Origin of the sequence: Mesorhizobium sp. B2-4-14, from assembly GCF_006442155.1 — a bacterium.
Lineage (GTDB): Bacteria > Pseudomonadota > Alphaproteobacteria > Rhizobiales > Rhizobiaceae > Mesorhizobium.
In genome coordinates, this window is record NZ_VFVA01000055.1 from 1 (window position 1) to 24146 (window position 24146).

The 24146-nt window shown below is 62.8% G+C and carries 21 protein-coding genes; 14 read left to right on the forward strand and 7 right to left on the reverse strand.

The annotated features are described in order from the left end of the window. Nucleotides 1-216 precede the first annotated feature (216 nt). A complete protein-coding gene (locus tag FJ938_RS27680; protein WP_140699477.1) occupies nt 217-1989 on the forward strand; it encodes an AMP-binding protein in 1773 nt (590 codons plus the stop codon). Between the two features lie 88 nt (nt 1990-2077). Here FJ938_RS27680 and FJ938_RS27685 read toward each other — a convergent pair whose 3' ends face one another. The 3 genes from FJ938_RS27685 to FJ938_RS27695 all read right to left on the reverse strand — a co-directional run bounded on the left by FJ938_RS27685 (nt 2078) and on the right by FJ938_RS27695 (nt 4273). Further along, the gene (locus FJ938_RS27685) at nt 2078-2308 is read right to left on the reverse strand and encodes a hypothetical protein (protein ID WP_140613476.1); all 231 of its coding nucleotides are present in this window, start codon (nt 2306-2308) and stop codon (nt 2078-2080) included. A 186-nt stretch (nt 2309-2494) separates the two neighbouring features. After that, nucleotides 2495-3169 carry a TetR/AcrR family transcriptional regulator gene (locus tag FJ938_RS27690; protein ID WP_140699515.1) on the reverse strand — a complete coding sequence of 225 codons (675 nt, stop codon included), beginning with the start codon at nt 3167-3169 and terminating at the stop codon, nt 2495-2497. Nucleotides 3170-3328: 159 nt separating this feature from the next. Further along, nucleotides 3329-4273, reverse strand: coding sequence for a nucleoside hydrolase (locus FJ938_RS27695; RefSeq protein ID WP_140699480.1), 945 nt, complete (start codon nt 4271-4273; stop codon nt 3329-3331). A gap of 103 nt (nt 4274-4376) precedes the next feature. Here FJ938_RS27695 and FJ938_RS27700 point away from each other — a divergent pair, with 103 nt between their 5' ends. The 4 genes from FJ938_RS27700 (at nt 4377) to FJ938_RS27715 (ending at nt 8152) form a co-directional block, all read left to right on the forward strand. After that, nucleotides 4377-5390 (forward strand): 2OG-Fe(II) oxygenase family protein, encoded by a 1014-nt coding sequence (locus FJ938_RS27700; RefSeq protein ID WP_140699483.1) that lies wholly within the window; start codon nt 4377-4379, stop codon nt 5388-5390. A 102-nt stretch (nt 5391-5492) separates the two neighbouring features. Continuing rightward, nucleotides 5493-6350: an ABC transporter substrate-binding protein gene (locus FJ938_RS27705; protein WP_140699486.1), complete on the forward strand. Its 858-nt coding sequence runs from the start codon at nt 5493-5495 to the stop codon at nt 6348-6350. Between the two features lie 57 nt (nt 6351-6407). Continuing rightward, the gene (locus FJ938_RS27710) at nt 6408-7349 is read left to right on the forward strand and encodes an amino acid ABC transporter permease (RefSeq protein WP_140699489.1); all 942 of its coding nucleotides are present in this window, start codon (nt 6408-6410) and stop codon (nt 7347-7349) included. Next, the gene (locus FJ938_RS27715) at nt 7346-8152 is read left to right on the forward strand and encodes an amino acid ABC transporter ATP-binding protein (RefSeq protein ID WP_140699492.1); all 807 of its coding nucleotides are present in this window, start codon (nt 7346-7348) and stop codon (nt 8150-8152) included. The genes FJ938_RS27710 and FJ938_RS27715 overlap by 4 nt, the downstream gene beginning before the upstream one ends. Before the next feature lie 19 nt (nt 8153-8171). Here FJ938_RS27715 and FJ938_RS27720 read toward each other — a convergent pair whose 3' ends face one another. After that, nucleotides 8172-9080 carry a hydrogen peroxide-inducible genes activator gene (locus FJ938_RS27720; RefSeq protein ID WP_140699494.1) on the reverse strand — a complete coding sequence of 303 codons (909 nt, stop codon included), beginning with the start codon at nt 9078-9080 and terminating at the stop codon, nt 8172-8174. A gap of 128 nt (nt 9081-9208) precedes the next feature. Between FJ938_RS27720 and katG the strand changes: the two genes are divergently transcribed. Beyond that, the gene (katG, locus tag FJ938_RS27725) at nt 9209-11410 is read left to right on the forward strand and encodes a catalase/peroxidase HPI (RefSeq protein ID WP_140613468.1); all 2202 of its coding nucleotides are present in this window, start codon (nt 9209-9211) and stop codon (nt 11408-11410) included. Nucleotides 11411-11482: 72 nt separating this feature from the next. Here katG and FJ938_RS27730 read toward each other — a convergent pair whose 3' ends face one another. Beyond that, nucleotides 11483-12160 carry an MIP family channel protein gene (locus FJ938_RS27730; RefSeq protein ID WP_140699498.1) on the reverse strand — a complete coding sequence of 226 codons (678 nt, stop codon included), beginning with the start codon at nt 12158-12160 and terminating at the stop codon, nt 11483-11485. Between the two features lie 324 nt (nt 12161-12484). Between FJ938_RS27730 and FJ938_RS27735 the strand changes: the two genes are divergently transcribed. The 4 genes from FJ938_RS27735 to guaA all read left to right on the forward strand — a co-directional run bounded on the left by FJ938_RS27735 (nt 12485) and on the right by guaA (nt 16655). Continuing rightward, nucleotides 12485-13774, forward strand: a complete 1290-nt coding sequence (locus FJ938_RS27735; protein ID WP_140699500.1) for an RsmB/NOP family class I SAM-dependent RNA methyltransferase — start codon at nt 12485-12487, stop codon at nt 13772-13774. Nucleotides 13775-13908: 134 nt separating this feature from the next. Then, nucleotides 13909-14367, forward strand: a complete 459-nt coding sequence (locus tag FJ938_RS27740) for a PaaI family thioesterase (protein WP_027146613.1) — start codon at nt 13909-13911, stop codon at nt 14365-14367. A 4-nt stretch (nt 14368-14371) separates the two neighbouring features. After that, nucleotides 14372-15037: a 5'-methylthioadenosine/S-adenosylhomocysteine nucleosidase gene (locus FJ938_RS27745; RefSeq protein ID WP_140699503.1), complete on the forward strand. Its 666-nt coding sequence runs from the start codon at nt 14372-14374 to the stop codon at nt 15035-15037. Between the two features lie 55 nt (nt 15038-15092). Continuing rightward, nucleotides 15093-16655, forward strand: coding sequence for a glutamine-hydrolyzing GMP synthase (gene guaA / locus FJ938_RS27750; protein ID WP_140608419.1), 1563 nt, complete (start codon nt 15093-15095; stop codon nt 16653-16655). Between the two features lie 28 nt (nt 16656-16683). Here the strand turns inward: guaA and FJ938_RS27755 are convergent, their stop codons facing one another. Beyond that, entirely contained in the window at nt 16684-16950 is a 267-nt protein-coding gene (locus tag FJ938_RS27755) for a hypothetical protein (RefSeq protein WP_140699506.1), read from the reverse strand. A gap of 243 nt (nt 16951-17193) precedes the next feature. Between FJ938_RS27755 and FJ938_RS27760 the strand changes: the two genes are divergently transcribed. From FJ938_RS27760 to FJ938_RS27775, 3 genes are all read left to right on the forward strand, one after another. Further along, nucleotides 17194-19743 carry a caspase family protein gene (locus FJ938_RS27760; protein WP_140699508.1) on the forward strand — a complete coding sequence of 850 codons (2550 nt, stop codon included), beginning with the start codon at nt 17194-17196 and terminating at the stop codon, nt 19741-19743. A gap of 498 nt (nt 19744-20241) precedes the next feature. Further along, nucleotides 20242-21345 (forward strand): OmpA family protein, encoded by a 1104-nt coding sequence (locus FJ938_RS27770; protein WP_181169202.1) that lies wholly within the window; start codon nt 20242-20244, stop codon nt 21343-21345. Nucleotides 21346-21352: 7 nt separating this feature from the next. Beyond that, nucleotides 21353-22591, forward strand: coding sequence for a caspase domain-containing protein (locus tag FJ938_RS27775; RefSeq protein WP_140608427.1), 1239 nt, complete (start codon nt 21353-21355; stop codon nt 22589-22591). A gap of 48 nt (nt 22592-22639) precedes the next feature. Here the strand turns inward: FJ938_RS27775 and FJ938_RS27780 are convergent, their stop codons facing one another. Then, complete coding sequence (locus FJ938_RS27780) at nt 22640-23176, reverse strand: hypothetical protein (protein WP_246671450.1); 537 nt, start codon at nt 23174-23176, stop codon at nt 22640-22642. A gap of 212 nt (nt 23177-23388) precedes the next feature. Between FJ938_RS27780 and FJ938_RS27785 the strand changes: the two genes are divergently transcribed. Next, complete coding sequence (locus FJ938_RS27785) at nt 23389-23892, forward strand: OmpA family protein (protein ID WP_140608431.1); 504 nt, start codon at nt 23389-23391, stop codon at nt 23890-23892. Nucleotides 23893-24146 lie beyond the last annotated feature (254 nt).

The window sequence follows — 24146 nt, forward strand, 5'->3', positions numbered from 1 at the left end:
TCCGAAGCAGATGTGTGCGCACGCTAGCCCCCTTGAGGGAAGGGTGCCGAGCGAAGCGAGGCGGGTGGGATCGTCTCGCGTCGAGCACCGCCGCAAGGACCCCACCCGTCCATCCGCCTTCGGCGGCTGTCCACCCTCCCCTCAAGGGTTGGGAATACCCAGTTTCCACCGTCCCGGCAGGCTGATAGGCTCGGCACTGAGCTGGAGGACACAGCGATGCCGGTCAATCTTGACGAACTGAAGAACGCCACCAATCTGCGCGGACGCGGTGCGCGCACCGGCAGCGTCTTTATCGCACCCGTCGACGGCAAGGCGCATGTCTCGGGCGAGCGCAAGGTACCGCTGCTCGACAAAACCATCCCTGAGCTTTTCTCCGATACCGTCAGCAAATATGGCACGCTCGATGCCGCCGTCTTTGTCGGCCAGGACAAGCGCTTCACCTGGAGCGAACTGTCGGACACGGTGGATGCGCTGGCCGCCGGCTTCCTGGCGCTGGGCCTGGAAAGGGGCGACCGCGTCGGCATCTGGTCGCCCAACCGTTGGGAATGGCTGGTGACGCAATTCGCCACCGCCCGCATCGGCCTGATCCTGGTCAACATCAACCCGGCCTACCGGCTGATCGAGCTGGAATATGCGCTCAACAAGGTCGGCTGCAAGGCGCTCGTCACCGCCGCCAGCTTCAAGACGTCGGACTATCTCGGCATGATTGAGACGCTGGCGCCGGAGATCGCAACGGCCACGCTGGGCAAACTCGAGGCAACGAAACTACCGTCACTGAAGATCGTCATCCGCATGGGCGAGGACAATTCGCCAGGCATGTTCAATTTCGGCGACGTGCTGGCCATGGCCGGCCGGGATGAGCATGACAGCCTCGACCGCATCTCCGAGGGGCTGAAGCCGAACGAGGCGATCAACATCCAGTTCACCTCAGGCACGACGGGCGCACCCAAGGGCGCGACGCTCACCCATTCGAACATCGTCAACAATGGCAACTTCGTCACCTCGGCGATCAAGCTCACCGTCGACGACCGGCTCTGCATCCCGGTGCCGCTCTATCATTGCTTCGGCATGTCGATGGGCACGATGGGCTGTGTCTCCAAGGGCGCGACCATGGTTTTCCCGAGCGAGGGCTTCGATCCCGGCCTGACGCTGAATGCCGTTTCGCAGGAGCGCTGCACCGGCCTTTATGGCGTGCCGACCATGTTCGTCGGCATGCTCGACCACGCGGATTTCGACACATTCGATCTTACCAGCCTGCGCACCGGCATCATGGCCGGTTCGCCATGTCCGATCGAGGTGATGAAGAAGGTGGTGTCGCTGATGCACATGTCGGAGGTGACCATCGCCTACGGCATGACCGAGACCAGTCCGGTGTCGTTCCAGAGCGGCGTCGACGATCCGCTGGAAAAGCGCGTCTCCACCGTCGGGCGCGTCCAACCCCATGTCGAGGTCAAGGCCGTCGATGCCGATGGCGTCACCGTTGCGGTCGGGGCGCCGGGCGAATTGTGCACGCGCGGCTATTCGGTGATGAAGGGCTATTGGGACGACGAGGCCAAGACCCGCGAGGCGATCGACAGCGACGGCTGGATGCACACCGGCGACCTCGCAACAATAGACGCAGAGGGCTATTGCAACATCGTCGGCCGGGTCAAGGACATGGTCATCCGTGGCGGCGAGAACGTCTACCCACGGGAGGTCGAGGAATTCCTCTACCGCCATCCCAAGGTGCGGGAAGTGCAGGTGTTCGGCATTCCCGACGCCAAATATGGCGAGGAGCTGTGCGCCTGGATCGTGCTGAAACCCGGCCAGATCGCCACCGAGCAGGAGATCAAGGCCTTCTGCGCCGACCAGATCGCCCACTACAAGGTGCCGCGCCACATCCGCTTCCGCACCGAATTGCCGATGACGGTGACCGGCAAGCCGCAAAAATTCCTGATGCGCCAGGCTATGGTGGAAGAACTGGGCCTGGTGACGCAGAAGACGGCGTAAAAGGGGCAATCTTCAGATGATGCCTGCGCTCTAAGCCAAGGGCCGAGCATCCCAGCCTTGCTCTTGAGGTCGCCCGCGCCCGGTTCTGCTAGTCCGAAAACTTCACGCTCACTCCGCGCTGCCGAAAATAAGCCTGCATCAACTTGCGACCCGAGCGGTTGTTCTGCGCCAACCTGGTCGGATCGAACACTGCCTGCTTTATCCCCTCCCGTGTCAGCGCTGCCTTGAGCGTCGCTATATGTGCGTCGATATCGGCATTGTCCGCTCGCAGTGAAGCGTAGATACTTTCGGTCGCCTCGGCCACGGTCAATTCGCTCACGGGTGTCGTCCTCTGATTGGTTGGGCAGCTGCCTAGCACAGATCCGCGGCTCAGCCGATACCGATAAGACCATCAGTCCACAGCGTCCCGGTGGTCAGCGCAATCCATCGATGAGGCACAAAGCCGCCCCGCCATTATCGCCTCACGAAGGCGTCTTTGGTCGTTCCTTACCCGAAAGCCGCCTCCCTACCGCCGTCCGCCCCTCATCTCCGACGGCCGTGGCGCTGTCCCGGGCTCCTGCACAAGCGGTCCGAGCAGCACTTCACCGAACAGCGGCTGGTAGCTCCTGCGCACCGCCGGGTCTTCCTTGAAGGACAGCGCGTACTGGCCGATCTGGTGGAAATAGGTGATGCGGGCCCTGACCAGGCTTTCATCCGGGGGATAGCCCATGGCGCGGAACGAGCGGATCAGGAGTTCGATGCGCAGGTTGTCCATGTCCTTGACTTCCTGCGTCAGCTTCTTCGACGTTCGCGACCAGTCGCGCACCGCCAGATCCAGCAATGGGCTGAACGGCGCTTCATCCACCCAGACATGCACGATGTCGGTGAAGAACTGCAGGCCATCGATATCGTGCATGTCGCGCATGGCCCAGAAGGGCGCGCAATTGATATCGCGCCATTCCTGCAGCAGGCCGTCGCGAAGATCGGCCAAGCTGGCGAAGTGGAAGTAGAAGGAGCCGCGCGTCACCTTGAACTGGTGCGCAAGGCGATCAATCTTGACCTCTGCGATGCCGCGCTTCTCCAGCACCTTGCGCGCCGCCGCGATCCAGGCCTCGCGGCTGAGCGTCTGCCGCGCCACCTTCTGACCCGGGGCGGCCTTGGACGGTCTCTTGCCTCTTGCCGGGGCGCTGTCCGCTTTCATGTGGTCAAGACCTTCATCGCCATGCGCGACGCCTCCAACCCGTTCGCCGGCTTCGATGCGCTTCGCGATTCTCCAGGAGTCCATCTATCGCGGAAGGCCAAAGCAATTCCAGGAAAAGTGGTTTTCTGTCCGGAATTGCACAGAAACAAGGCTCTTAGCTCAGGGTAATGCGCTGATCCGCTCCAGCATGAGCTCGAAGAACGGCGCCGGATCGATGCGCCGCAGGACGTTGCAGTTTCTGCGCCGGCCGGTCACGTGCCACCAATCGACCACGGTCATGCCGATCGTCTCCGGCGAGACGATGTCGACAGTCACCGCGCACTGGCGCTGCTCATAGAGCTGCGGCGCCAGCAGATAGCCGGTGACGCAGGCGTCGTGGATGGGGCGCGCCGGCGTTTCGAATTTGTGGGTGCCATACTGGCGGTAGAAGTCCGCGAGGTTCGCGGCCTCGATCGCGGCGCGACTGCCGGTTGCGCGCAGGCGCTCCAGCCACTCGGGCGTCATAAGCGCGGTGTAGGTGCAGTCTATGCCCGCCATGGTCACCGGCGCGCCGCTGTCGAACACCTTGTGCGCCGCATGCGGATCGACGAATATGTTGAATTCCGCCGCGGGCGTTGCGTTGCCGCCCTGGAAGAAGCCGCCGCCCATCAGCACGACTTCGCGCAGGCGCGGCACGATCCTCGGCTCCATGGTCATGGCCATGGCAAGGTTGGTCATCGGCCCGAGCGTGCAGACGGTCAGTTCCCCCTCCGCCGCATCCATGATCGTGCGCACCATGTAGTTGACGGCGTGTTCGCTCTTGAGCGGCGTCACCGGTTCGGGCAGGTCGGCACCGTCGAGACCGGTTTCGCCATGGACGTATTCGGCCGTGATCAGCTTGCGCACCATCGGCGCCGGGCATCCGGCATGGACCGGCACATCCGGTCGCCCGGCAAGCTCGACCACCTTCAGCGCGTTCTTCGACGTCAGGGCAAGCGGCACGTTGCCGCCGACCGTGGTGATGCCGACCACCTCGAGCTCGGACGGGGATCCCAGCGCGAAGAGGATGGCGAACGCGTCGTCCTGGCCCGGATCGGTGTCGATGATGATCTTGCGTGGTGCCATGATGCCGCGTCCTTCCTTTTGCGATCGAAAGCCTATTGATGAGGCCGCTCGGATGTGTAGAAATACAGTACTGTATCTTATGTTCAAGGCAGGGTGTTCGAAAATGGATGCACAAGAGCGCGGCGATTTTTCCGAAATTCCGATCCTCGACGTTTCGCCGCTCTATGGCGACGACGAGGGCGCGATCCGGGCAACGGCGGCGACGCTGCGCCGCTATCTCGAGACGATCGGCTTCCTCTATGTCACCGGCCATCCGATTCCGCGCGCCGACGTCGAAGCCGTCCGCGAAGCCAGCAAGCGCTTCTTTGCCTTGCCTGAAGAGGAAAAGGCGAAGCTTAAGATCGACAAGAATTTCCGCGGCTACCTGCCCTTTGCCGGCTCGACCATCGTGACCTCGTCGGTGGCGACCGTCAGCAAGCCCAACCAGAGCGAATCGATCTTCTTCATGCACGAGGTCGGCGCCGAAGACCCCAGGGCCCTGGCCGAAAAGCCGCTGCAAGGCCCCAACCAGTGGCCGGACGAGGCTGCCGTTGCGGGCTTCAGGCAGACGATCGAGCGCTATGTCGACGAGATGGGCACGCTGGCGCGCAAGATGGTCCGCGCCATCGCGCTCTCGCTCGGATTGCCCTCCGACAGCCTCGACCGCTATTTCGAGCAGCCGACGACCTTCCTGCGGCTGCTGCATTATCCGACGCAGCCGCAGGAAGAGGGGCTCTTCGGTTCGGCGCCGCACACCGATTATGGTTTCATCACCTTGCTGGCGCAGGACGATGTCGGCGGCCTCGAGGTCAAGAACAAGGCCGGCGACTGGGTGCCTGCACCGCCGGTCCCGGATTCCTTCGTCATGAATGTCGGCGACATCCTGGCGCGCTGGTCGAACGACCAGTTCGTCTCGACGCCGCACCGCGTCATCAACCGCTCGGGACGCGAGCGTTATTCGCAGCCCTTCTTCTTCGATCCGTCCATGGACGAGACGATCGAGGCGCTGCCGGTCTGCGTGCCGGCCGGCACGCAGCCGAAATACGAGCCGGTGCTCTACGGTGACTACCTGATGGAGCGCATCGACAAGAATTACCATTACCGCAAGAAGAAGGCGGCGGAAGCGGCCAACGCGTAAGCGAATGCCGAGCCCGGGCCGGTTCCGAACGGAGACCGGCCCGGACTTTGCGTGGTTTTGCCTGATGAAGACTGCAAACAAGCAAAAGAAAGGGGAACAGCAATGAATGCATATCTGCGAATGACCGGCCTTGCGCTGGCGATCTCCGTGACAGCCTGGGGTGGGATTTCCAAGGCCGCCGACGTGCCGAAATCGGCCGACGTCAAGCAGAGCGGAACGCTTGCCGTCGCCAACACGCTGGACTTCGCGCCGTTCGAATATCTCGATGCCGACGGCAAGCAGACCGGCATCATCATCGAACTGGCCGGCGAGGTGGCCAAGCTCGTCGACGCCAAGCTCGACGTGCAGCGCACGCCGTTTCCTTCCATGATACCCGGGCTTGCCGCCGGCCGCTTCAAGATCGCCTGGGAGACGTTCTCGGCCACGCCCGAGCGGTTGAAGCAGGTCGATTTCGTCATGTTCCTGAAGGCTGGGCTGGCCGTCTCGACGTCGCCCGACAAGAAGGCGAGCTTCAGCGGCGACACCCCGCTCTGCGGCAAGCGCATCGGCGTCTCGGCCGGCAGCGCCTCGGATTTCCTGGTCGACAAGCTTGGCAAGGAGTGCACCGACAAGGGTCAGGCAGCCATCGAGAAGTCTGTCTTCAACTCCTCGACCGATATCGTCCAGGCCGTACTGTCCGATCGCGTCGACGCCCGTATGGACGATGCGACCGCGTCGAGCTATTTCGAGGTGACGAGCAAGGGGCAACTGGTGGTGCTGCCGACGCTTTACGAGGTTGCGCCCCTCGGCATGGCGATCGCCAAGGGCGACAAGGAGACCGCCGACATGATGGTGGCAGCACTTGCCGAACTGTTCAAGAATGGCACCTACAAGGCTATCCTCGAGAAGTACGGCATGGGCGCCTACGCCATCAAGGAACCTTACTTCGTCGGGTCCATGGACGCGCTCCGCGCCGAATGAAAATTACCCGGCGCCTGATCCTCAATCAGGCGCCGGCCAGCAACCAGGAGACTGTTGATGGGCGTGGCCCACCAGACCGATATTGGTGTCGAGCCGGGCGCTGCCGCTGCCGTGTCGCGATTGACCGTCGTGCCGCAGCGCCGCTACGGCATCTGGGTAGGCACGGCGTTCGCCCTGCTGCTGGCCTTCCTGATCATCCGCGCCTTCGCTAGCAATCCCGCCTTCGCCTGGGGCACGGCGGCCGGCTACCTGTTCCATCCCTCGATCATGCGCGGTCTCGGCAACACGCTGATGCTGACCGTCATCATCATGGTGCTGGGCATCGTGGTCGGCACCGTCATTGCCATCATGCGGGTGTCGCCGAGTCCGGTGCTGCGTGGCTTCGCGGGCATCTATGTCTGGTTCTTCCGGGGTGTCCCGGCCCTGATCCAGCTGATCTTCTGGTTCAACCTCTCGCTGCTGGTGCGCGAGATTTCGCTCAGCCTGCCTTTCCTGGGCACGCTTTTCTCCGTGCGCACGAATGATTTCATGACCCCATTCCTTTCCGCCGTCGTCGCGCTTTCGCTCTGCGAGGCCGGTTACATGGCCGAGATCATCCGTGCCGGCATCAAATCGGTGCCGTCAGGCCAGTCGGAGGCTGCGAGCGCGCTCGGCATGCCTTACCGCATGATCCTGAAGCGCATCACCCTGCCGCAAGCCATGCGTTTCGTGCTGCCGCCGATCGGCAATGAGGCGATCAATCTCCTGAAGATGACCTCGCTGGTGACGTTCATCGCCGTCGACGACCTGTTCTACACAGCGCAAAGCATCTATGCGCGCACCTTCGAGACGATCCCGCTGCTGATCGTGGTCGCCTTCTGGTATCTCGCGGTGGTCAGCATCATGTCGGTGGGACAGCATTTCCTCGAACGCCATTTCGGCCGCAGCGACACGCGCCGAGATCCCCTGACGATGCGCGCCCTGCGCAACGCCATCAGCCTGCGCGGCGTTGCCCGATGAGTGATGTGAAGTCCGAAAATCGTGCCCGCTTCGGCGTGCCGGCCAACTCCATGGTGTTCGCGCGCGGCGTGCGAAAATCCTATGGTCCGCTAGAGGTGCTGAAGGGCGTCGACCTCGATGTCTCCGAGGGATCGGTGGCCTGCATCATCGGCCCGTCGGGATCCGGCAAGAGCACGTTCCTGCGCTGCATCAACCATCTGGAGAAGCTCAGCGCCGGCATTCTGTTGGTGGACAGCCAGTTCGTCGGCTACGACCTCCAGGGCGAGAAGCTCTACGAGGTCAAGGACGATCTCCTGTGCCGGCGCCGGGCCGAAATCGGCATGCTGTTCCAGTCCTTCAACCTGTTCTCGCACATGACGGTGATGGAGAACCTGATCGAGGCGCCGACGCAGGTGCGGCGCATCCCGGCCGACCAGGCCAAGGCCGAAGCGGAAGTCCTGCTGCGGCGCGTCGGCCTCGCCGACAAGGTCGACCGCTATCCGCGGGAGCTTTCCGGCGGCCAGCAGCAGCGCGTGGCGATCGCCCGCGCCATGGCCATGAAGCCGAAGGTGCTGCTCTTCGACGAGCCGACATCGGCGCTCGATCCGGAACTGGTCGGCGAGGTGCTGCAGGTGATGCGCGATCTCGCCGAAAGCGGCATGACGATGGTCGTTGTCACCCATGAGATCGGCTTTGCCCGCGAGATCGGCGATCAGCTCGTCTTCATGGACGGTGGTGTGATCGTCGAACGTGGCGCGCCGCGCGAGATGATCGCCAACCCGCAATCGCCGCGCACTCGCGAGTTCCTGTCCCGGGTTTTGTGAGGGCCGGTCTGACCGCTCCTCAGGCTGCCAGCACCGCCGCGCCGAGGCTTCGGATGATCTTGGCGAGTTCCACGCATTCGCCGTGGCGGGTATTGTTGCGCCGCCAGGCAAGGCAGATCATCCGTTGCGGCATCGGCTCCTGAAACGGCACGATCTTGAGGTCGGGGATGGCGCCGGCCGGTCCAGCCGCCATTTCGGGAATGAGCGTGACGCCGAGCCCATGCGCCACCATCTGCAGAAGCGTGGTCAGGCTGGTAGCGCCATAGCTTGCCATCGCCACCGGCCGCACATTGCCGCAGACCGCCAACGCCTGTTCACGCAGGCAATGCCCTTCCTCGAGCAGCATCAGCCTCTCCAGTGCCGGGCTTTCGAGCGGAACCGGCGGCGAGGCAAAGGCCGGATCGCCTGATGGCACGGCCAGGAAAAACCGGTCGGAAAACAGCGCTTCGGTGATCAGCCCAGGATGATCGAGCGGAAGTGCCGCGATGAAGGCGTCGAGCTTGCGCGATGCGGTGTCCTCGACCAAAGAGGTGGTGACCGCCTCGCGCAGTTCGAGCAGCAAGGCCGGGAAATGCTTCTTCAGTTCGGGCAGGGCCCGCGGCAGAAGATAGGGCGCGACGGTTGGGATGATACCCAGCCGGAAACGCCCCTCCATGGCCGTGCGGCCGTGCCGCGCCGTCGTCTCGACGTCACGTATGTCGGCCAGGATGCGCTCGATGCGCGGCAAGAGCGCAACCGCTTCGTCGGTCATGCGGACCGACCTGCCGCCGCGTTCGAACAGCCGGCAGTTCAGGCGCTGCTCCATTTCCGCGATCTGCGAGGAGAGCGCCGGCTGGCTGACGCCGGCGAGTTTCGCCGCGCGTCCGAAATGCAGCGTCTGCGCCAACGCGTCGAAATAATGCATCTGCCGGACGGTCAAGCCTATCATAAGAAAATCCTATTGAAATGAACAGGAAAGGCAATTTGTTTTTATCGCGAATGCGGCCTAGTCTGGAATCATTCCAGAATGGTGGGCCTCGGCTGCCTGGGAAACCTCGGCAAAAATTGGAGAATAAGATGGACGCGAAAACCGACGACAACAGCGCTGGCAAATGCCCCGTGGCGCATGGATCCGCCGGCAGGACCAACCGTGACTGGTGGCCGAACCAGCTCGATCTTGCCGTTCTTCATCAGCAGTCCAACCTGTCGGACCCGATGGGTGAGGACTTCGACTATGCAAAGGAATTCAAGAGCCTCGATCTCGATGCGGTGATCAAGGATCTCCGCCACGTCATGACGGATTCGCAGGATTGGTGGCCGGCCGACTTTGGCCATTACGGCCCTTTGTTTATTCGCATGGCCTGGCACAGCGCAGGCACCTATCGCATCGGTGACGGCCGTGGTGGAGCCGGAGCTGGCCAGCAGCGTTTCGCGCCGCTCAACAGCTGGCCGGACAACGCCAATCTCGACAAGGCCCGCCGCCTGCTGTGGCCGGTCAAGCAGAAATATGGCCGCAAGATCTCCTGGGCTGACCTGTTGATCCTCACCGGCAATGTCGCGCTGGAATCGATGGGCTTCAAGACTTTCGGTTTTGCCGGTGGGCGCGCCGACGTGTGGGAGCCCGAACAGGATGTGGACTGGGGTTCGGAGACCAAGTGGCTCGGCGACGAGCGCTACTCCGGCGACCGCGAGCTTCAGGGCCATCTCGGCGCCGTACAGATGGGCCTGATCTACGTCAATCCGGAAGGCCCGAACGGCAAGCCCGATCCGCTGGCCGCGGCGCGCGACATCAGGGAAACCTTCGCCCGCATGGCGATGAACGACGAGGAAACCGTGGCGCTGATCGCCGGTGGCCACACCTTCGGCAAGACCCATGGCGCCGGCGACGCCTCGCTGGTGGGGGCAGAGCCGGAAGGCGCCGGCATCGAGGCGCAGGGCCTCGGCTGGTCGAGCAAGTATGCCACCGGCATTGCCGGCGACGCCATCACTTCGGGTCTCGAGGTCACCTGGACCACGACGCCGACCAAATGGAGCAACAACTTTTTCGACAACCTCTTCAACTACGAATGGGAACTGACGAAGAGCCCGGCCGGTGCCCATCAGTGGACGCCGAAGGGCGGCGCCGGCGCCGGCACGGTGCCGGATGCGCATAATCCCTCCAAGCGTCGTGCGCCGGCGATGCTGACCACCGACCTCGCGCTGCGTTTCGACCCGGCCTATGAGAAGATCTCGCGGCGTTTCCACGAGCATCCGGATCAGTTCGCCGATGCCTTCGCCCGCGCCTGGTTCAAGCTGACCCATCGCGACATGGGTCCGGTCGCGCGCTATCTCGGCCCGTTGGTGCCGAAGGAAGAACTGATCTGGCAGGATCCGATTCCGGCGATCGATCATGAACTGGTCGGCGAGCAGGACATTGCGTCGCTGAAGGCGAAGATCCTTGCATCGGGTCTGTCGGTTTCCGAGTTGGTCTCAACCGCCTGGGCCTCGGCCTCCACGTTCCGCAATTCCGACAAGCGCGGCGGCGCCAACGGCGCCCGCATCCGCCTGGCGCCGCAGAAGGACTGGGACGTCAACCAGCCGGCTGAACTGGCGAAGGTGCTTGCCAAGCTTGAGGGCATCCAGAGTGAATTCAACGCCGGCGGCAAGAAGGTCTCGCTCGCCGACCTGATCGTGCTTGGCGGCGTCGCCGCGGTCGAAAAAGCCGCCAAGGATGGCGGCCATGAGGTGAAGGTGCCGTTCACGCCCGGCCGCATGGACGCCTCGCAGGAGCAGACGGACGTGCACTCCTTTGCCGCGCTCGAGCCGAAGGTCGACGGCTTCCGCAACTATGTCAGGGGCAAGCAGCCCATGTCGGTTGAAGCGATGCTGGTTGACCGGGCACAGTTGCTGGCGCTGACGGCGCCGGAATTGACGGTGCTCGTCGGTGGTCTGCGGGTGCTCGGCGCCAATGCCGGCAAGTCGAAGCACGGCGTGTTCACCGACAGGCCGGGCACGCTGACCAACGACTTCTTCGTCAATCTGCTCAGCATGAACACGGTCTGGGAGCCGGCTGTCGGCTCCGTCCCAGGCTCGGAGGAGGTGTATGAGGCTCGCGACCGCAAGACCAAGGCGGTCAAATGGACCGGCACCCGTGCCGACCTGATCTTCGGTTCGCATGCGCAACTGCGTGCGCTGGCAGAGGTTTATGGATCGGGAGACGCCGGGCAGAAATTCGTCCAAGATTTCGTTGCGGCATGGACCAAGGTGATGAACGCCGACCGCTTCGACATCGCGCGCTGATCCAGGCAGATATTCACTCAACAAAAGGCGCGGGCCACGGTCCGCGCCTTTTCTTCATTCAGGCCTTCGAGATCAATCCTTTTCGAAGACACGCGCCTTGGCCACGACGCCGGCGACGGCGCCGCCGATCAGCGGCGCGACGATGAACAGCCAGAGCTGGCCGATCGCTGCACCGCCCGAGAACAGCGCCGGGCCGATGGAGCGGGCTGGATTGACCGAGGTCCCGGTGACCGGGATCATGGCGAAGTGAATGCCCGCCAGCGTCAGGCCGATGACCAATCCGGCAAATGCCGTCGAGTGCTTTTCAGCGGTAACACCGAGGATCACCGTGACGAAGGTGAAGGTGCCGATCAGCTCCCACAGGAATGCCGAGCTCACGCCCCATTTCGCCTCATCCCAGCCATTGGCACCGAAGCCGCCTCCGTGGCCGCCGGCCTGGCCGGAAACGATGATCCACAACGCCAGCGAAGCCATGATGGCGCCGATGATCTGCGCGATCCAGTAGGGAATGACGTCCTTGGCCGGCAGCCAGCCGGCAAGGAAGACGCCGAGCGTCACCGCCGGATTGAGATGCGCGCCCGAAATCGGACCGATCGCATAGGCCGCCGCGATGAGACCGATGCCGAATGCCAGGCCAATGCCTTCCTGACCAAGAGGCAGCGCGCCGCCGAAGCCGCCCGTCACCACCGACGCCGTGCCGATGAATACCAACAGAAATGTGCCTAGAACTTCCGCCAGATAAGTCTTCATTGCCCTCTCCTCGTGACGATCCGCCGGTCCGCGTTTTCCGCGCCGCGAATCATGGTTGGAAGAGTATTCCCAACCGAAAAACTTGGAAAGCAGAGCTGTTGCGCCATGTACGATGCTTGCGCTCACCAAGTTACGAACGTTAGAGATCTTTCATTTACTCGTCGCTCTGCTGGTGCCGACCCGGATGATTTATTGATCATACAGTTCTGGCGGGCCACGGTCCGGCTGCTGCCTCGTCGCGAGTCGGAGCGGGGTTCAATCCGGACGTGAAAGGCTCTAAGAGCAGGCCGAGAGATGAATGTGCTCGATTTGATGGAATAACGAATGCGACTGGGCGGACGGCTGGCTGCGGCCATCGAAGTGCTGGAGGACATTGGCCGGCGTCACCGGCCGGTGGCCGATGCGCTGAAGGATTGGGGGCTCTCACACCGTTTCGCTGGCGGCGGGGATCGCGCCGCGATCGGCAACATCGTCTACGACGCGCTGCGCCACAAACGCTCCGCCGGCTGGCTGCTCGGCGAAGATACGCCGCGTGCCATCGGCTTCGGGGCGCTGCTGCTCGAATGGGGCCAGACGGCGCAATCACTCAACACCGTGCTCGAAGGCGACAAGTTCGCGCCGCCGCTGCTCAGCGCCACGGAACTCCAGGCAATCGCACAGCGCAGGCTTGCCGACGCGCCGCCCGCGGTTCGCGCCGACATACCCGATTGGTGCGAACCGCTTTTCGAACGGGCTTTCGGCGGGACATGGGTCGAGGAGGGCGCCGCGCTGGCCACCCGCCCGCCGCTCGACATCCGGGTCAACACGCTGCAGGCCGACCGCGCCAAAGTGCTGGCCGAGCTGGCGCAGACCGGGGCCAGCGCCGCACGGATCGCGCCACAGGGCATCCGAATCCCGCCCATCGACGGCGACGGCAGGCACCCTAACGTGCAGGCCGAGCCGGCCTTCCAGAAAGGCTGGTTCGAGGTCCAGGACGAGGGGTCGCAAATCGCGGCCACGCTTGCCGGCACGACGGCCGGCATGCAGGTGCTCGACTTCTGCGCCGGCGCCGGCGGCAAGACGCTGGCGCTGTCGGCCGCGATGGAAAATCGGGGACAGATCTTTGCCCATGATGCCGAAAAAGCGCGGCTGGCGCCGATCTTCGACCGCATCCGCCGCTCGGAAAACCGCAATGTGCAGGTCGTCACCAAGCCGGCCGAACTCGCTCCGCTCGCCAACCATATGGACATCGTGCTGGTCGACGCGCCCTGTACCGGCAGCGGCACCTGGCGGCGCCGTCCCGATGCCAAATGGCGGCTGACGCAAAGACAGCTCGACGCCCGCAAAGGTGAGCAATCGGCGATCCTCGACGCGGCACGCGCCTATGTCAAACCCGGCGGCCTGCTGGTCTACATCACCTGTTCGGTATTCGACGACGAGAATGGCCAACAGGTCGCGGCATTCCGCGAGCGCAACAGCGGCTTTGCTCCGGTCGATCACCGTGCGCTCTGGAACAGCTGTTTTCCAGGCCATGAGGCGGCCGCGCGGATCGGCGCTGGCGGGGATGTTTCGCTGTCGCCGGCGCTGAGCGGCACTGACGGATTCTATTTCTGTGCCATGCGCAGGGCCAGTTGAACCGCACGGAGTGCCCTCATTCCGAAAGGAGTTTCCCTGCTCGGCCGAGGCCTAATGCTGCAGTGCAGCAAAAGCATTTGCTTGCCGCACATGCCTCTGCGATAAGTTTCCCGGCAAACCTGAAGGCAATCGTGATGGCGGCAAAGATCGTACCGGCTCCAGACTATGAGGATCGCGTCAGGGCGTCCTTCGCGCGCCAGCAGGCGATGGCGACCATCGGCGCCGAACTGACGCTTGTGACGCCTGGCATCATTGAGATCGAGATGCCCTATTCGGCAGCACTGACCCAGCAGCATGGGTTCTTGCATGCGGGTGTCATTTCGACCGCGCTGGACTCGGCCTGCGGCTATGCAGCGTTCTCGCTGATGCCGGAGAATTCCGGCGTGCTGACCATCGAGTTCAAGGTCAATCTTTTGGCGCCGGGCAGGGGTGAGCGCTTTCTCTTCCGTGGCTCGGTGACCAAGCCTGGTCGCACCATTATCGTTGCCGACGGCCAGGCCTATGCCTTCGCCGCCGACGGCGAGGCCAAGCTGATCGCCACCATGACGGGGACGATGATGACGATGGTTGGGCGCGACGGGATTGCAGGGTGATACGATGGGTAACATTGTGCGGATCGGTGGCAAGGACGTCCTTTTCATCATGGCGGCACAGGCCGAATACGGGCCGCATTTGCAACGGTTGTTCACGCCACTGATGACGGGTGTCGGCCCGGTTGAAGCCGGCGTCAGGCTTGGCGCCGAACTGTCCTGGCTGAAGTCGGAAAAGGCGCTGCCCGATCTGGTGGTTTCACTGGGTTCTGCGGGAAGCCGGAGCCTGGAACAGACGGAAATTTATCAGGCCATCTCCGTCAGCTATCGCGACATCGATGCGTCGCCGCTCGGTTTCGAGAAAGGCGCGACGCCGTTTCTCGACCTGCCGGTGACCGTGCCGCTGCCGTTCCGCATCCCGGAGATAAAGGAGGCCACGCTGTCGACCGGTGGCGCGATCATCACCGGCGCGGCCTACGACACGATCGCGGCCGACATGGTCGACATGGAAACCTTCGCCTGCCTGCGCGCCTGCCAGCTGTTCGATGTGCCTTTGATCGGGTTGCGCGGCATTTCCGACGGCGCGGTCGATCTCAGGCATGTCGGTGACTGGACCGAATACCTCCATGTCATCGACGAGAAGCTGGCCGACGCCGTCACGCGCCTCGAACAGGCGATCGGGTCGGGCACGCTGCGGACGGATTCGCCCCGTGACGAGCCGAGACCGCTCTGAACGTCAGGCTACGCAACCCATTGCGCAGACTCATTTCTTTCTCTAAACGCTCGCCATGACAACAGCCAATCATCCCGACACCGTCCTGATTGTCGATTTCGGCAGCCAGTTTACGCAGCTCATTGCCCGCCGCATCCGCGAGGCGGGGGTGTTTTCCGAGATCGTGCCGTTCCAGTCGGCCGAGGCGGCGTTCAAGCGCATCAATCCGAAAGCCGTGATCCTGTCAGGCGGCCCTGCGTCGACCAGCGATATCGGCAGCCCGCGCGCGCCGCAGATCGTCTTCGATGCCGGCGTACCGGTGCTCGGCATCTGCTATGGCCAGATGGCGATGTGCGTGCAGATGGGCGGTGTCGCCGAAAGCTCCAACCACCGTGAATTCGGCCGCGCCTTCGTCGAGATCGAAAAGGATAGCCCGCTGTTCGAGGGCCTGTGGGCCACCGGCCAGCGCCATCAGGTCTGGATGAGCCATGGCGACCGTGTCATTGCGCTGCCGCCGGGCTTCGAGGTCTTCGGCAAGTCGGAAAGCTCGCCCTTCGCCATCTTCGGCAATGTCGAGCGCAGGATGTATGGCATCATGTTCCACCCCGAGGTGGTGCACACGCCCGACGGTGCAAGGCTGCTCAGGAATTTCGTCCATAACATCGCCGGCATCGAGGGCGACTGGACAATGCGCGCCTATCGTGAGCACGCGGTCGAGGCGATCCGCAAGCAGGTCGGCAAGGGCAAGGTCATCTGCGCGCTGTCGGGCGGCGTGGACTCCTCGGTCGCCGCGCTGCTGATCCACGAGGCAGTCGGCGACCAGCTGACCTGCATCCTCGTCGACCACGGCCTGATGCGCAAGGACGAGGCGGCGGGCGTGGTTTCGATGTTCCGCCAGCATTACAATCTGCCGCTGATCCTGGTCGATGCCTCGGACAAGTTCATCTCGGCGCTGGAAGGCGAAGCCGATCCGGAGAAGAAGCGCAAGACCATCGGCCGGCTGTTCATCGAAGTGTTCGAGGAAGAGGCGCAGAAACTGGGCGGCGCCGATTTCCTGGCGCAGGGCACGCTCTATCCCGACGTCATCGAGAGCGTCTCCTTCACCGGCGGTCCGTCGGTGACCATCAAGTCCCACCACAATGTCGGCGGCCTGCCCGAGCGCATGAACATGAAGCTGGTCGAGCCGCTGCGCGAACTGTTCAAGGACGAGGTGAGGGCGCTGGGCAAGGAACTCGGCCTGCCCGAAAGCTTCATCGGCCGCCATCCGTTCCCCGGCCCCGGCCTCGCCATCCGCTGCCCGGGCGGCATCACGCGCGAGAAGCTGGAGATCCTGCGCGAGGCCGACGCCATCTACCTCGACGAAATCCGCAAGGCTGGCCTCTACGACGCCATCTGGCAGGCCTTCGCCGTGCTGCTGCCGGTGCAGACCGTTGGCGTGATGGGCGACGGGCGCACCTACGAATTCGTCTGCGCCCTGCGCGCCGTCACGTCGGTCGACGGCATGACCGCCGATTTCTACCACTACGACATGAATTTCCTGGGTGCCGCCGCCACGCGCATCATCAACGAGGTCCGCGGCATCAACCGCGTCGTCTACGACGTGACGTCGAAGCCGCCAGGCACGATCGAGTGGGAATGATTTTGGGGCCTTCGCGCACTATCGCGTGCTATCGGAATACCCCTACAAACGACTGATTTAATAAGCAGAAATCTTCGCCCGTCGATCGCGAACGATCGCGTGCAAAAGGACCGTTCTGACGTCTTTTTGACGGTACCGTTTTCTTGGCGCGCCAAAATCGAAAAGTGCCTTTTCGTTGGGAATCACCAGCTGCGTTTCCCGTGGATGTGTTCCATGCTGGCAGCCATCCTTTCGCGGCCAGGGCCGGATCGCCAGCTTCAATGGCCAGCGGAATACCGTCGAACATGATCTTCATGTCCTCGAGCTCCGCCGAAATCTCATTGCGCTTGCCGTTGCAGTCCGGGCGTCGATTCGCCCAGCTTATTGCGGTACCCACGCCACTGGGCTATTTTAACAGTTGATTGGGTGCGGCATCTGCCAGCCATTGCGGATGCCTTTCGTGCCTTGCCGTTTCGGCGGATGTGAAGTCTTTAACGGACCGCGGCGTCACAAGCTGTGTCTTGTGACCCGACAGGTCACTAGCAGTTAAGGATGAGCCATGCTGCGATGTTGTGCTTTCATTGCGGCCCTGATCCTCGCGAGCTTCACGGCGTTCCAAGCTTGCGCCGATCGAAGGGTTGCGCTTGTCATCGGCAATTCCGAGTACCGCGAAATTCCGGCTCTGAAGAATCCGGAGAAGGACGCCGACGATGTGTCGAACACCTTCCGGCTGGCCGGATTCGACGTGTTCGTCGCTAAGGATCTCACCAAAATTGAGTTCGAAAAGCAGTTCCGCAACTACCTTGCGGCGGCGGACGGCGCTGATCTTGCGGTCGTGTACTATTCTGGCCATGGGTTTCAGATCGGCGGTGAAAATTTCCTGATCCCGGTCGATGCATCGCTCAGGAACGCGGCTGACATTGAGGTGCAGGCCGTAAAGCTCAACGATGTGCTGCAGCAGTTGCGCGCGAAATCGAAGATCCAGGTGATCATCCTCGACGCCTGCCGCAACAATCCGTTTCCACGCAAGGACTATTGGTTGCGAGACCAGCTGATCACTGCCGGCGACACCGGTCTTGCGCAGGTGAAAAGTTCGCTGAACACGCTTATAGCCTTCGCCACCGAACCCGGTGCTGTCGCTTATGACGGAAGTGGCGATCTCAGTCCTTTTTCCTCCGCCTTCTCCCGTCGCGCGCTGGCGCCGAACCAGGAGATACGCTCGGTGATGGCGGCCGTTCGCCGTGATGTGGTCGAGGCTACGGCTGGCAAGCAGGTGCCTTGGGAAAACTCATCGCTGATCGACGAGGTCGTCCTTATGCGTCGCACCAGCCGGCCCGCACTGCCGCCGGTGCTGGAAAAGGTCGTGCCGTCCGGCGTTGGGCCTGTCGCGCTCGACCTCCCGGAGCCGGTCGATGTCGATGGCGGCGCGGTCACCGTCAGCATCGAGAGACCGCCGGCGTTGGGGCGTCTGATCTTGGATAGCAAGCCGGTTGCGGCGGGTGAGTGGATCGCCGGCAAAGATCTTCCCCGATTGGAGATGGACGTGCCCAAGGGTGCTGGCGCCCAGGAAGAAGTCGACATGCTGGTCTATGCCACACGCGACAATTGGGGTGGCGAATCCCAGGGCATCCTGGTGTTCCGCGTCAAGAATGGGGAGGGCGCCGAGGGCAGGCAACTTATGGCCTCGATCGAGTCCGAGCAGAAACAGGAAGTGGTGGAACGAGGCATTCACATTACCGGCGCCGCCGAAGCGATCGAAAACCGTGACGTACAGGTTCCCGTCGGCGTGGGTCCGGTTCCGTTGAAGCTGGATTTCCCAACCACGGATCCCGCGGTCAGCCTGAAACTTGCGAGCTACCCGGCAACCGGGACACTGTCCCTGCCGGATCGGACCTTATCTCCGGATTCGCGCCTGATGGCCGATGAAGTCGACCACCTGCGCTACGAACCCCAGATTGGCGCCGTCAAACCACTGATAGTCGGCTTTGAAATCAGGGCGGACAACGCTTCGTCGAAGCCGGCGACGATGAAGCTGTCACCAACCGTCGATCCCTGCGATAGGGAGGCCGGTGAGCCTCTTGACCTGCAGGGCGTCGTCCCCGGCCTGCTGCCGAACGAAATCAGCAGCAACGCCGTCGACGTCTGCCGGGCGGCGGTCAAAGCCTATCCGGACGTCGCTCGCTTCCGCTACCAGCTCGGTCGGGCGCTGCTTGCGGTCGGCAAGGTCGATGAGGCCAAGAAGGCGATCCAGGAGGCTGCCGACAAGGGGCACGTCCGCGCGGTGTTCGAGCTTGGCTACCTCAACGCGACGGGAACGGGCATGCCCGTCAATCGCAAGCAGGCCAATACCTTCTACGCTGCAGCGTCCGACAAGGGGGATCCCTATGGGATGACCTCGTGGGGCCGCGCCTTGTTCAACGGCTACGGTGTCGAGCGTGACAGCACCAAGGGGCTGGACCTGCTGTTGAAGGCGGCGGCGATGGGGCACACCTATGCCATGAACGATCTTGCGGCGATCTTCACGGAAGGTCGCAATGGCGTGCCTGCCGATCCAGCTCGCGCCGTTGCCTTCCTCAAAGCTGGCGTCGAGCGACAGGACATGTATTCGATGAACTTGCTCGGCCGCAATTATCTCGCCGGCACGGGGGTCGAGAAGGACCCGAAGACAGCACTCTCGCTTTTCCAGAAATCCATGGATCTCGGCCAACCGTACGCTCCCGGCAGCCTTGCGCGCATGTACAGAGACGGTGTCGGCGTGCAGCAGGATCTTGCAGAAGCGCAAAGGTTATTCGAGCTGGCGACCGACCGCGGCGATCAGTCGGCCGCGTATGATCGCGCGGCTCTGGAGATGCGGAGGGGTGACAAGGCGGACCAGGCCGTGGCGGTGCGCTATCTTGCTTTCGCCGCCGCGCTCGATCTCCGCAACGAAATTCCGGATGCCAGGACCAGTCTGGCGAAGTTCGGAGCCAAGGCCAAGACGGCGGCTCTGAAGCGGATGCGTGAGGACCTCAAATCGAAGATTTCGGCGGACGGCACGTTGGACGATCGACTGGTGAAGACGGCCAGGGCGGTCTGGGAACAAGCCAACCCGCGGCGGGACTTGTTCTGATCAATGTGGAGGCAATAAGGTGGGCTGGGCATCGAAAAAACACGCAATCGTCGCAACGATCCTATCAGGCGCTCTGGCTGTCGCGGGGTGCACGACCGTGACGCCGAGAGCCGAGCCGACCCCCACGGCGAAACACAAGACGAAGGTCATTCGCACGACCGCGCCAAAGGCAGTCGTCGCCAAGAAACTGATCAAGCCCGTTGGGGAAACACCTGAATCTCCGCCCCCGGTCTTACCGGCCATAGGCGGCGGCAATAGTGGTGGCAACAGCGGCGGAAATAGCGGCGGCGGCGGTGGCGGCTGGGGATGACCAAGTTTCACTGAACTCGCTGATCGCCGCGCTCGGACTATGGCGACGCGCTCTCAGATGATTGCATGGCATGCGTCTTCAACCGCGCACGACGGCTAGAGCCGCTCGCCAAGCAAGGGCAAGTGCTCTATGCTCCGATCGCATGCCGGTATCGATATATTGGGTTGTCCTGGGCAAGGGGGCGTTCCGTGGTCGAAGTCGTCGCATTCTGGCGGAGGACGAAGGCAGGCGCTGCTGCGCAAGCCGCGGGTCTCATTATCATCGCAATGGCCGGATTGTTGCTGTTCTGGCCGCAAGCTGCCAATGCCGCGGCGAACTGGACGCTCGATCCTGCCGCCTCGGTGCTCACCTACCAGTCGGTCAAGAAGAACACGATCGTCGAGACCAACAAGATCAGGAACATCACCGGCACGCTGAGTTCCGCCGGTGACGCCAAGATCAGCTTCGATCTCAATTCCGTCGACACGGGTGTCGATCTCCGCAATGTGCGCATGCGCTTCCTGTTCTTCGAGACATTCAAGTATCCGACGGCCGAGCTGACGGCCAAGGTGGACCCGGCCGCATTTGCCGACTTGCCGGTCAAACGCCGGATCAAGGCAACCTTGCCATTCCGGCTGAGCCTGCACGGTGTCGACAAGGACCTGGAGGCGAGCGTCGTCGTGACCATGATCAGCGACACTCAGGTCTCCGTTGCTTCCGAGGCTCCCGTCGCGGTGCATGTCGAGGACTTCGGCCTGCTGCCGAACGTCGACAAGCTGCAGCAGGCCGCCAATGTGACGAACATAGTGCCCACCGCCTCGGTGTCCTTTGACTTCGTCTTCATTGCCGACGGCAGCAAGCCGGCCGCGGTTCAGACCGTCGCTGCTGGCGCCGATATCGGTCCGGTGGCCACCGATGCCGCGAAGACCAATTTCAGCGATGAGGAGTGCCTCAACCGGTTTGCCGTGCTGTCGCGCACCGGCGCCATCTACTTTCGCCCGGCAAGCGTCAGGCTCGATGCCAAGAGCCGTCCGCTGCTGGCGGAGGTCGAAGGTGTCGTCGGCAAGTGTCCGACGCTCAAGGTCGAAGTGTCCGGCCACACCGACTCCGATGGATCGCCCGAGGCAAACAAAACGCTTTCGGAACGGCGCGCCCAGGCGGTTGCCAATGCGTTGGTCGCCGACGGCGTGCCGCGCAGCCAGATCAGTGCCGCCGGCTATGGCGAGGATAGGCCGGTTGCCGCCAACGACACGCCAAAGAACAAGGCGCTCAATCGGCGGATCGAATTCTCCGCCACGAAGCTCGCGAACTGAGGTCGGGGTGGGCTCCCGTCCAATCGCGTTTTGCGCCGGCCTGCTTCGCGGCGCCGGTCTTGCCGCCCTTGTCTTGCTTTTGACTTTGACGGCCGCCAGCGCCGAGCGCCGGGTCGCGCTCGTGCTCGGCAACTCGCAGTACCAGCACGCCGCGCCGCTCGCCAACCCCGTGCGCGATGCCCAGGCGATGGCCGAGCGCTTGCAGAACCTTGGTTTCGAGGTGATCTCCGGCTTCGACCTCACCAAGCAGCAGACCCAGGCCACGGTCGCCCAGTTCGCCAAGCAGGTGCGCGGCGCCGATGTGGCGCTTTTCTTCTATGCCGGCCACGGCTTGCAGGTTTCAGGCAAGAACTATCTGCTTCCGGTGGATGCCGCGCTCGAGGACGAGACCTCGCTCGACTTTGAGACCGTGTCTGTCGATTTCATCCTGCGCCAGATGTCTCGTGAGACCAGCATAAGGCTGGTGTTCCTGGACGCATGCCGCGACAATCCCTTGGCCGATGTGCTGGCAAAGACCGCGGGCATCAAAGGTGCAAGCAGCGGGCTTGCGGAAATTCCGATCGAGAATGGCGGCGCGGGAACGCTCGTCGCCTTCGCGGCCAGTCCCAACCAACTCGCCTATGATGGCTCCGGCGACCATTCGCCCTTCACGACGGCATTGCTCCAGCACATTGGAGAATCCAATGTCTCCATCACCGAAGCGATGAACAGGGTGACCAGCGACGTCTTCAAGGCGACCGCCGGCAAGCAACGCCCCTGGATCAATGTTTCTTTGACCACCGAGGTTGTCCTGCACAAGGTCGATTTCAACGCGCCGCTGATCGTCGGCGAGGCGAGCGTTCCGCCGGCTGAAGCCGGCTCCGGAACCCGCAACACCGGCGCGTCGTCAGGCCTGGCCGACGACCAGCTTGCGCTCGATCTTCTACGCGCGAAAATCCCCAAGCTGGCGACTGACGGCCCGATTCTTTTCGATCGTCCCGTCAAGTTCGGCGACCCGGCGATCGACGGCAAGAGCATCGCCCAGTTGATCAGGAGCGAACCACTTTTCAGTCCGGTGGAAGGCCTCGACAAGTCGGTTTGGGAAGGCAAGCACTGCGACACCTGCCATGAGTGGAACGAAACAAGATTGTGCGAGCAGGCGAAGAATTTCGCCGCCAACGACGTCTCGGTCCTGCGCCTGCAGCATCCGCTCGGTACCCGCTTCAAGGTCGCTCTGGCCAGATGGGCACAAGGCGGTTGCCGGTGATGCTGGCCTGATGCCAGCATGACGGCGAATAGGGATCGGCGAAAGCCGTTACGCCTCCATCTCCGCCATCTGGATGCCCATTTCGACAAAGGCGGAAAGCACGGTAAACCGGTCCGCCAGCGAGGCGCGGGCCAGCCCGGCCAGAATTCCGGCATTGACGGCATGGGCGGCAGGAAATCCGGTCGACACCATGTTGAGGGTCGGCTCACGCCACACCGCTGCCAAAGCGATCCAGGCGGCCGGTGTCGCCGGCGGCAGGTCCAAGGCATTGCTCAGGGCAGCTTGATGGCGAGGATTGTCGGGTTCGCCGACGCGGTCGTGGACAAGCGCCAGCAATTCGAGATCCCGCTCCGCGAGGAGCTCAACAAGATTGCTCAGGCATTCATGTCCCCACCAGACGGCGGCTCGCTCGGGCAGGAGATAGGCGCAGAACGTGACGGCTTCTTCCGGCACCCGCCCGGCAAGCAGGGCACGGCAAAAATCAAGCGGCGGCTGACCGGTGGCCAGCGATTTCATGTCCCTGGCGATGGCGGGACAAGCAAGAAACAGATCCCGTGCCGTTCTGTATCCGAGTTCATTGGCCATGGCTGCCACACCCCGAAAGCCAGCGGAATAGCACTGAAGCCTGTGGCCGGGCGCCGGTCAAGCGTCAGTGTTGGCAGGTCGGCAGCCACGAGCAGCACGCGTTTGTTCGCAGACAATCGCTTGCCGATTTGATATGGTACGCGCCAGCGAAATCCTCTCGGACAGGAGTAACGGTCATGCGATGGGGCAGTTCAGCCTTGGCATTGGCGGCCATGCTTCTTTCAACGCATGTCTGCGCCGATCCGCTTCAGAAGTCGGAAGACATCGTGAAGTTCTTCGCCGGCCAGCCAGGCAATCTGGGCGCCTCGCGCGGCATCTGCGTCGGCACGGAGGAAGAGTGCAAGAGCAAGGCTGAGAAGACTGGCTCGGCTTCACAAAAAACCGGTCTCGACATGATGATCAATTTCGCCCTTGATTCCGCGCAACTCGACCAGATCGCGCGCACCGAACTCGACGAGTTCGCCAAGGCGCTGAAGGACAATCGGCTGAAAACGTTCAGCTTTGTCGTTGAAGGTCATACCGATGCAACCGGCTCGGATCGCTATAACCAGGACCTTTCGCAGCGAAGGGCGCAGTCGGTGGCGGCCTTCCTGACCGCGAACGGCGTGGAATCTACCAGGCTCGAAGCAATCGGCCTTGGCAAATCGCATCCGCGCGTCGCCAATCCTTACGATCCTGTCAACCGCCGCGTGGAAATGCGCATCAGGACCGAGTAGGCAATTGGCGCCAGGCCGATCCATTAAAGGCGATACAGTCAAACGGGAGTCCAACTCCAGGAAAATCGTGAAACGGCTTTCCCGGGAAAAGCGCATCGCGCCTTCCCTTGGGAGTTGCCTCAAAACCAAAACAAAGAGATAGAGCGGTTCACCGTTTCCTCGAAGCGGTGAAATGCGCTAGAGCGTCGGGCGAATAGGGTGAATCGTTGGGATTCCCTTTTCGACTGAAGTCTGATTCCTATGGATGCGGAGGT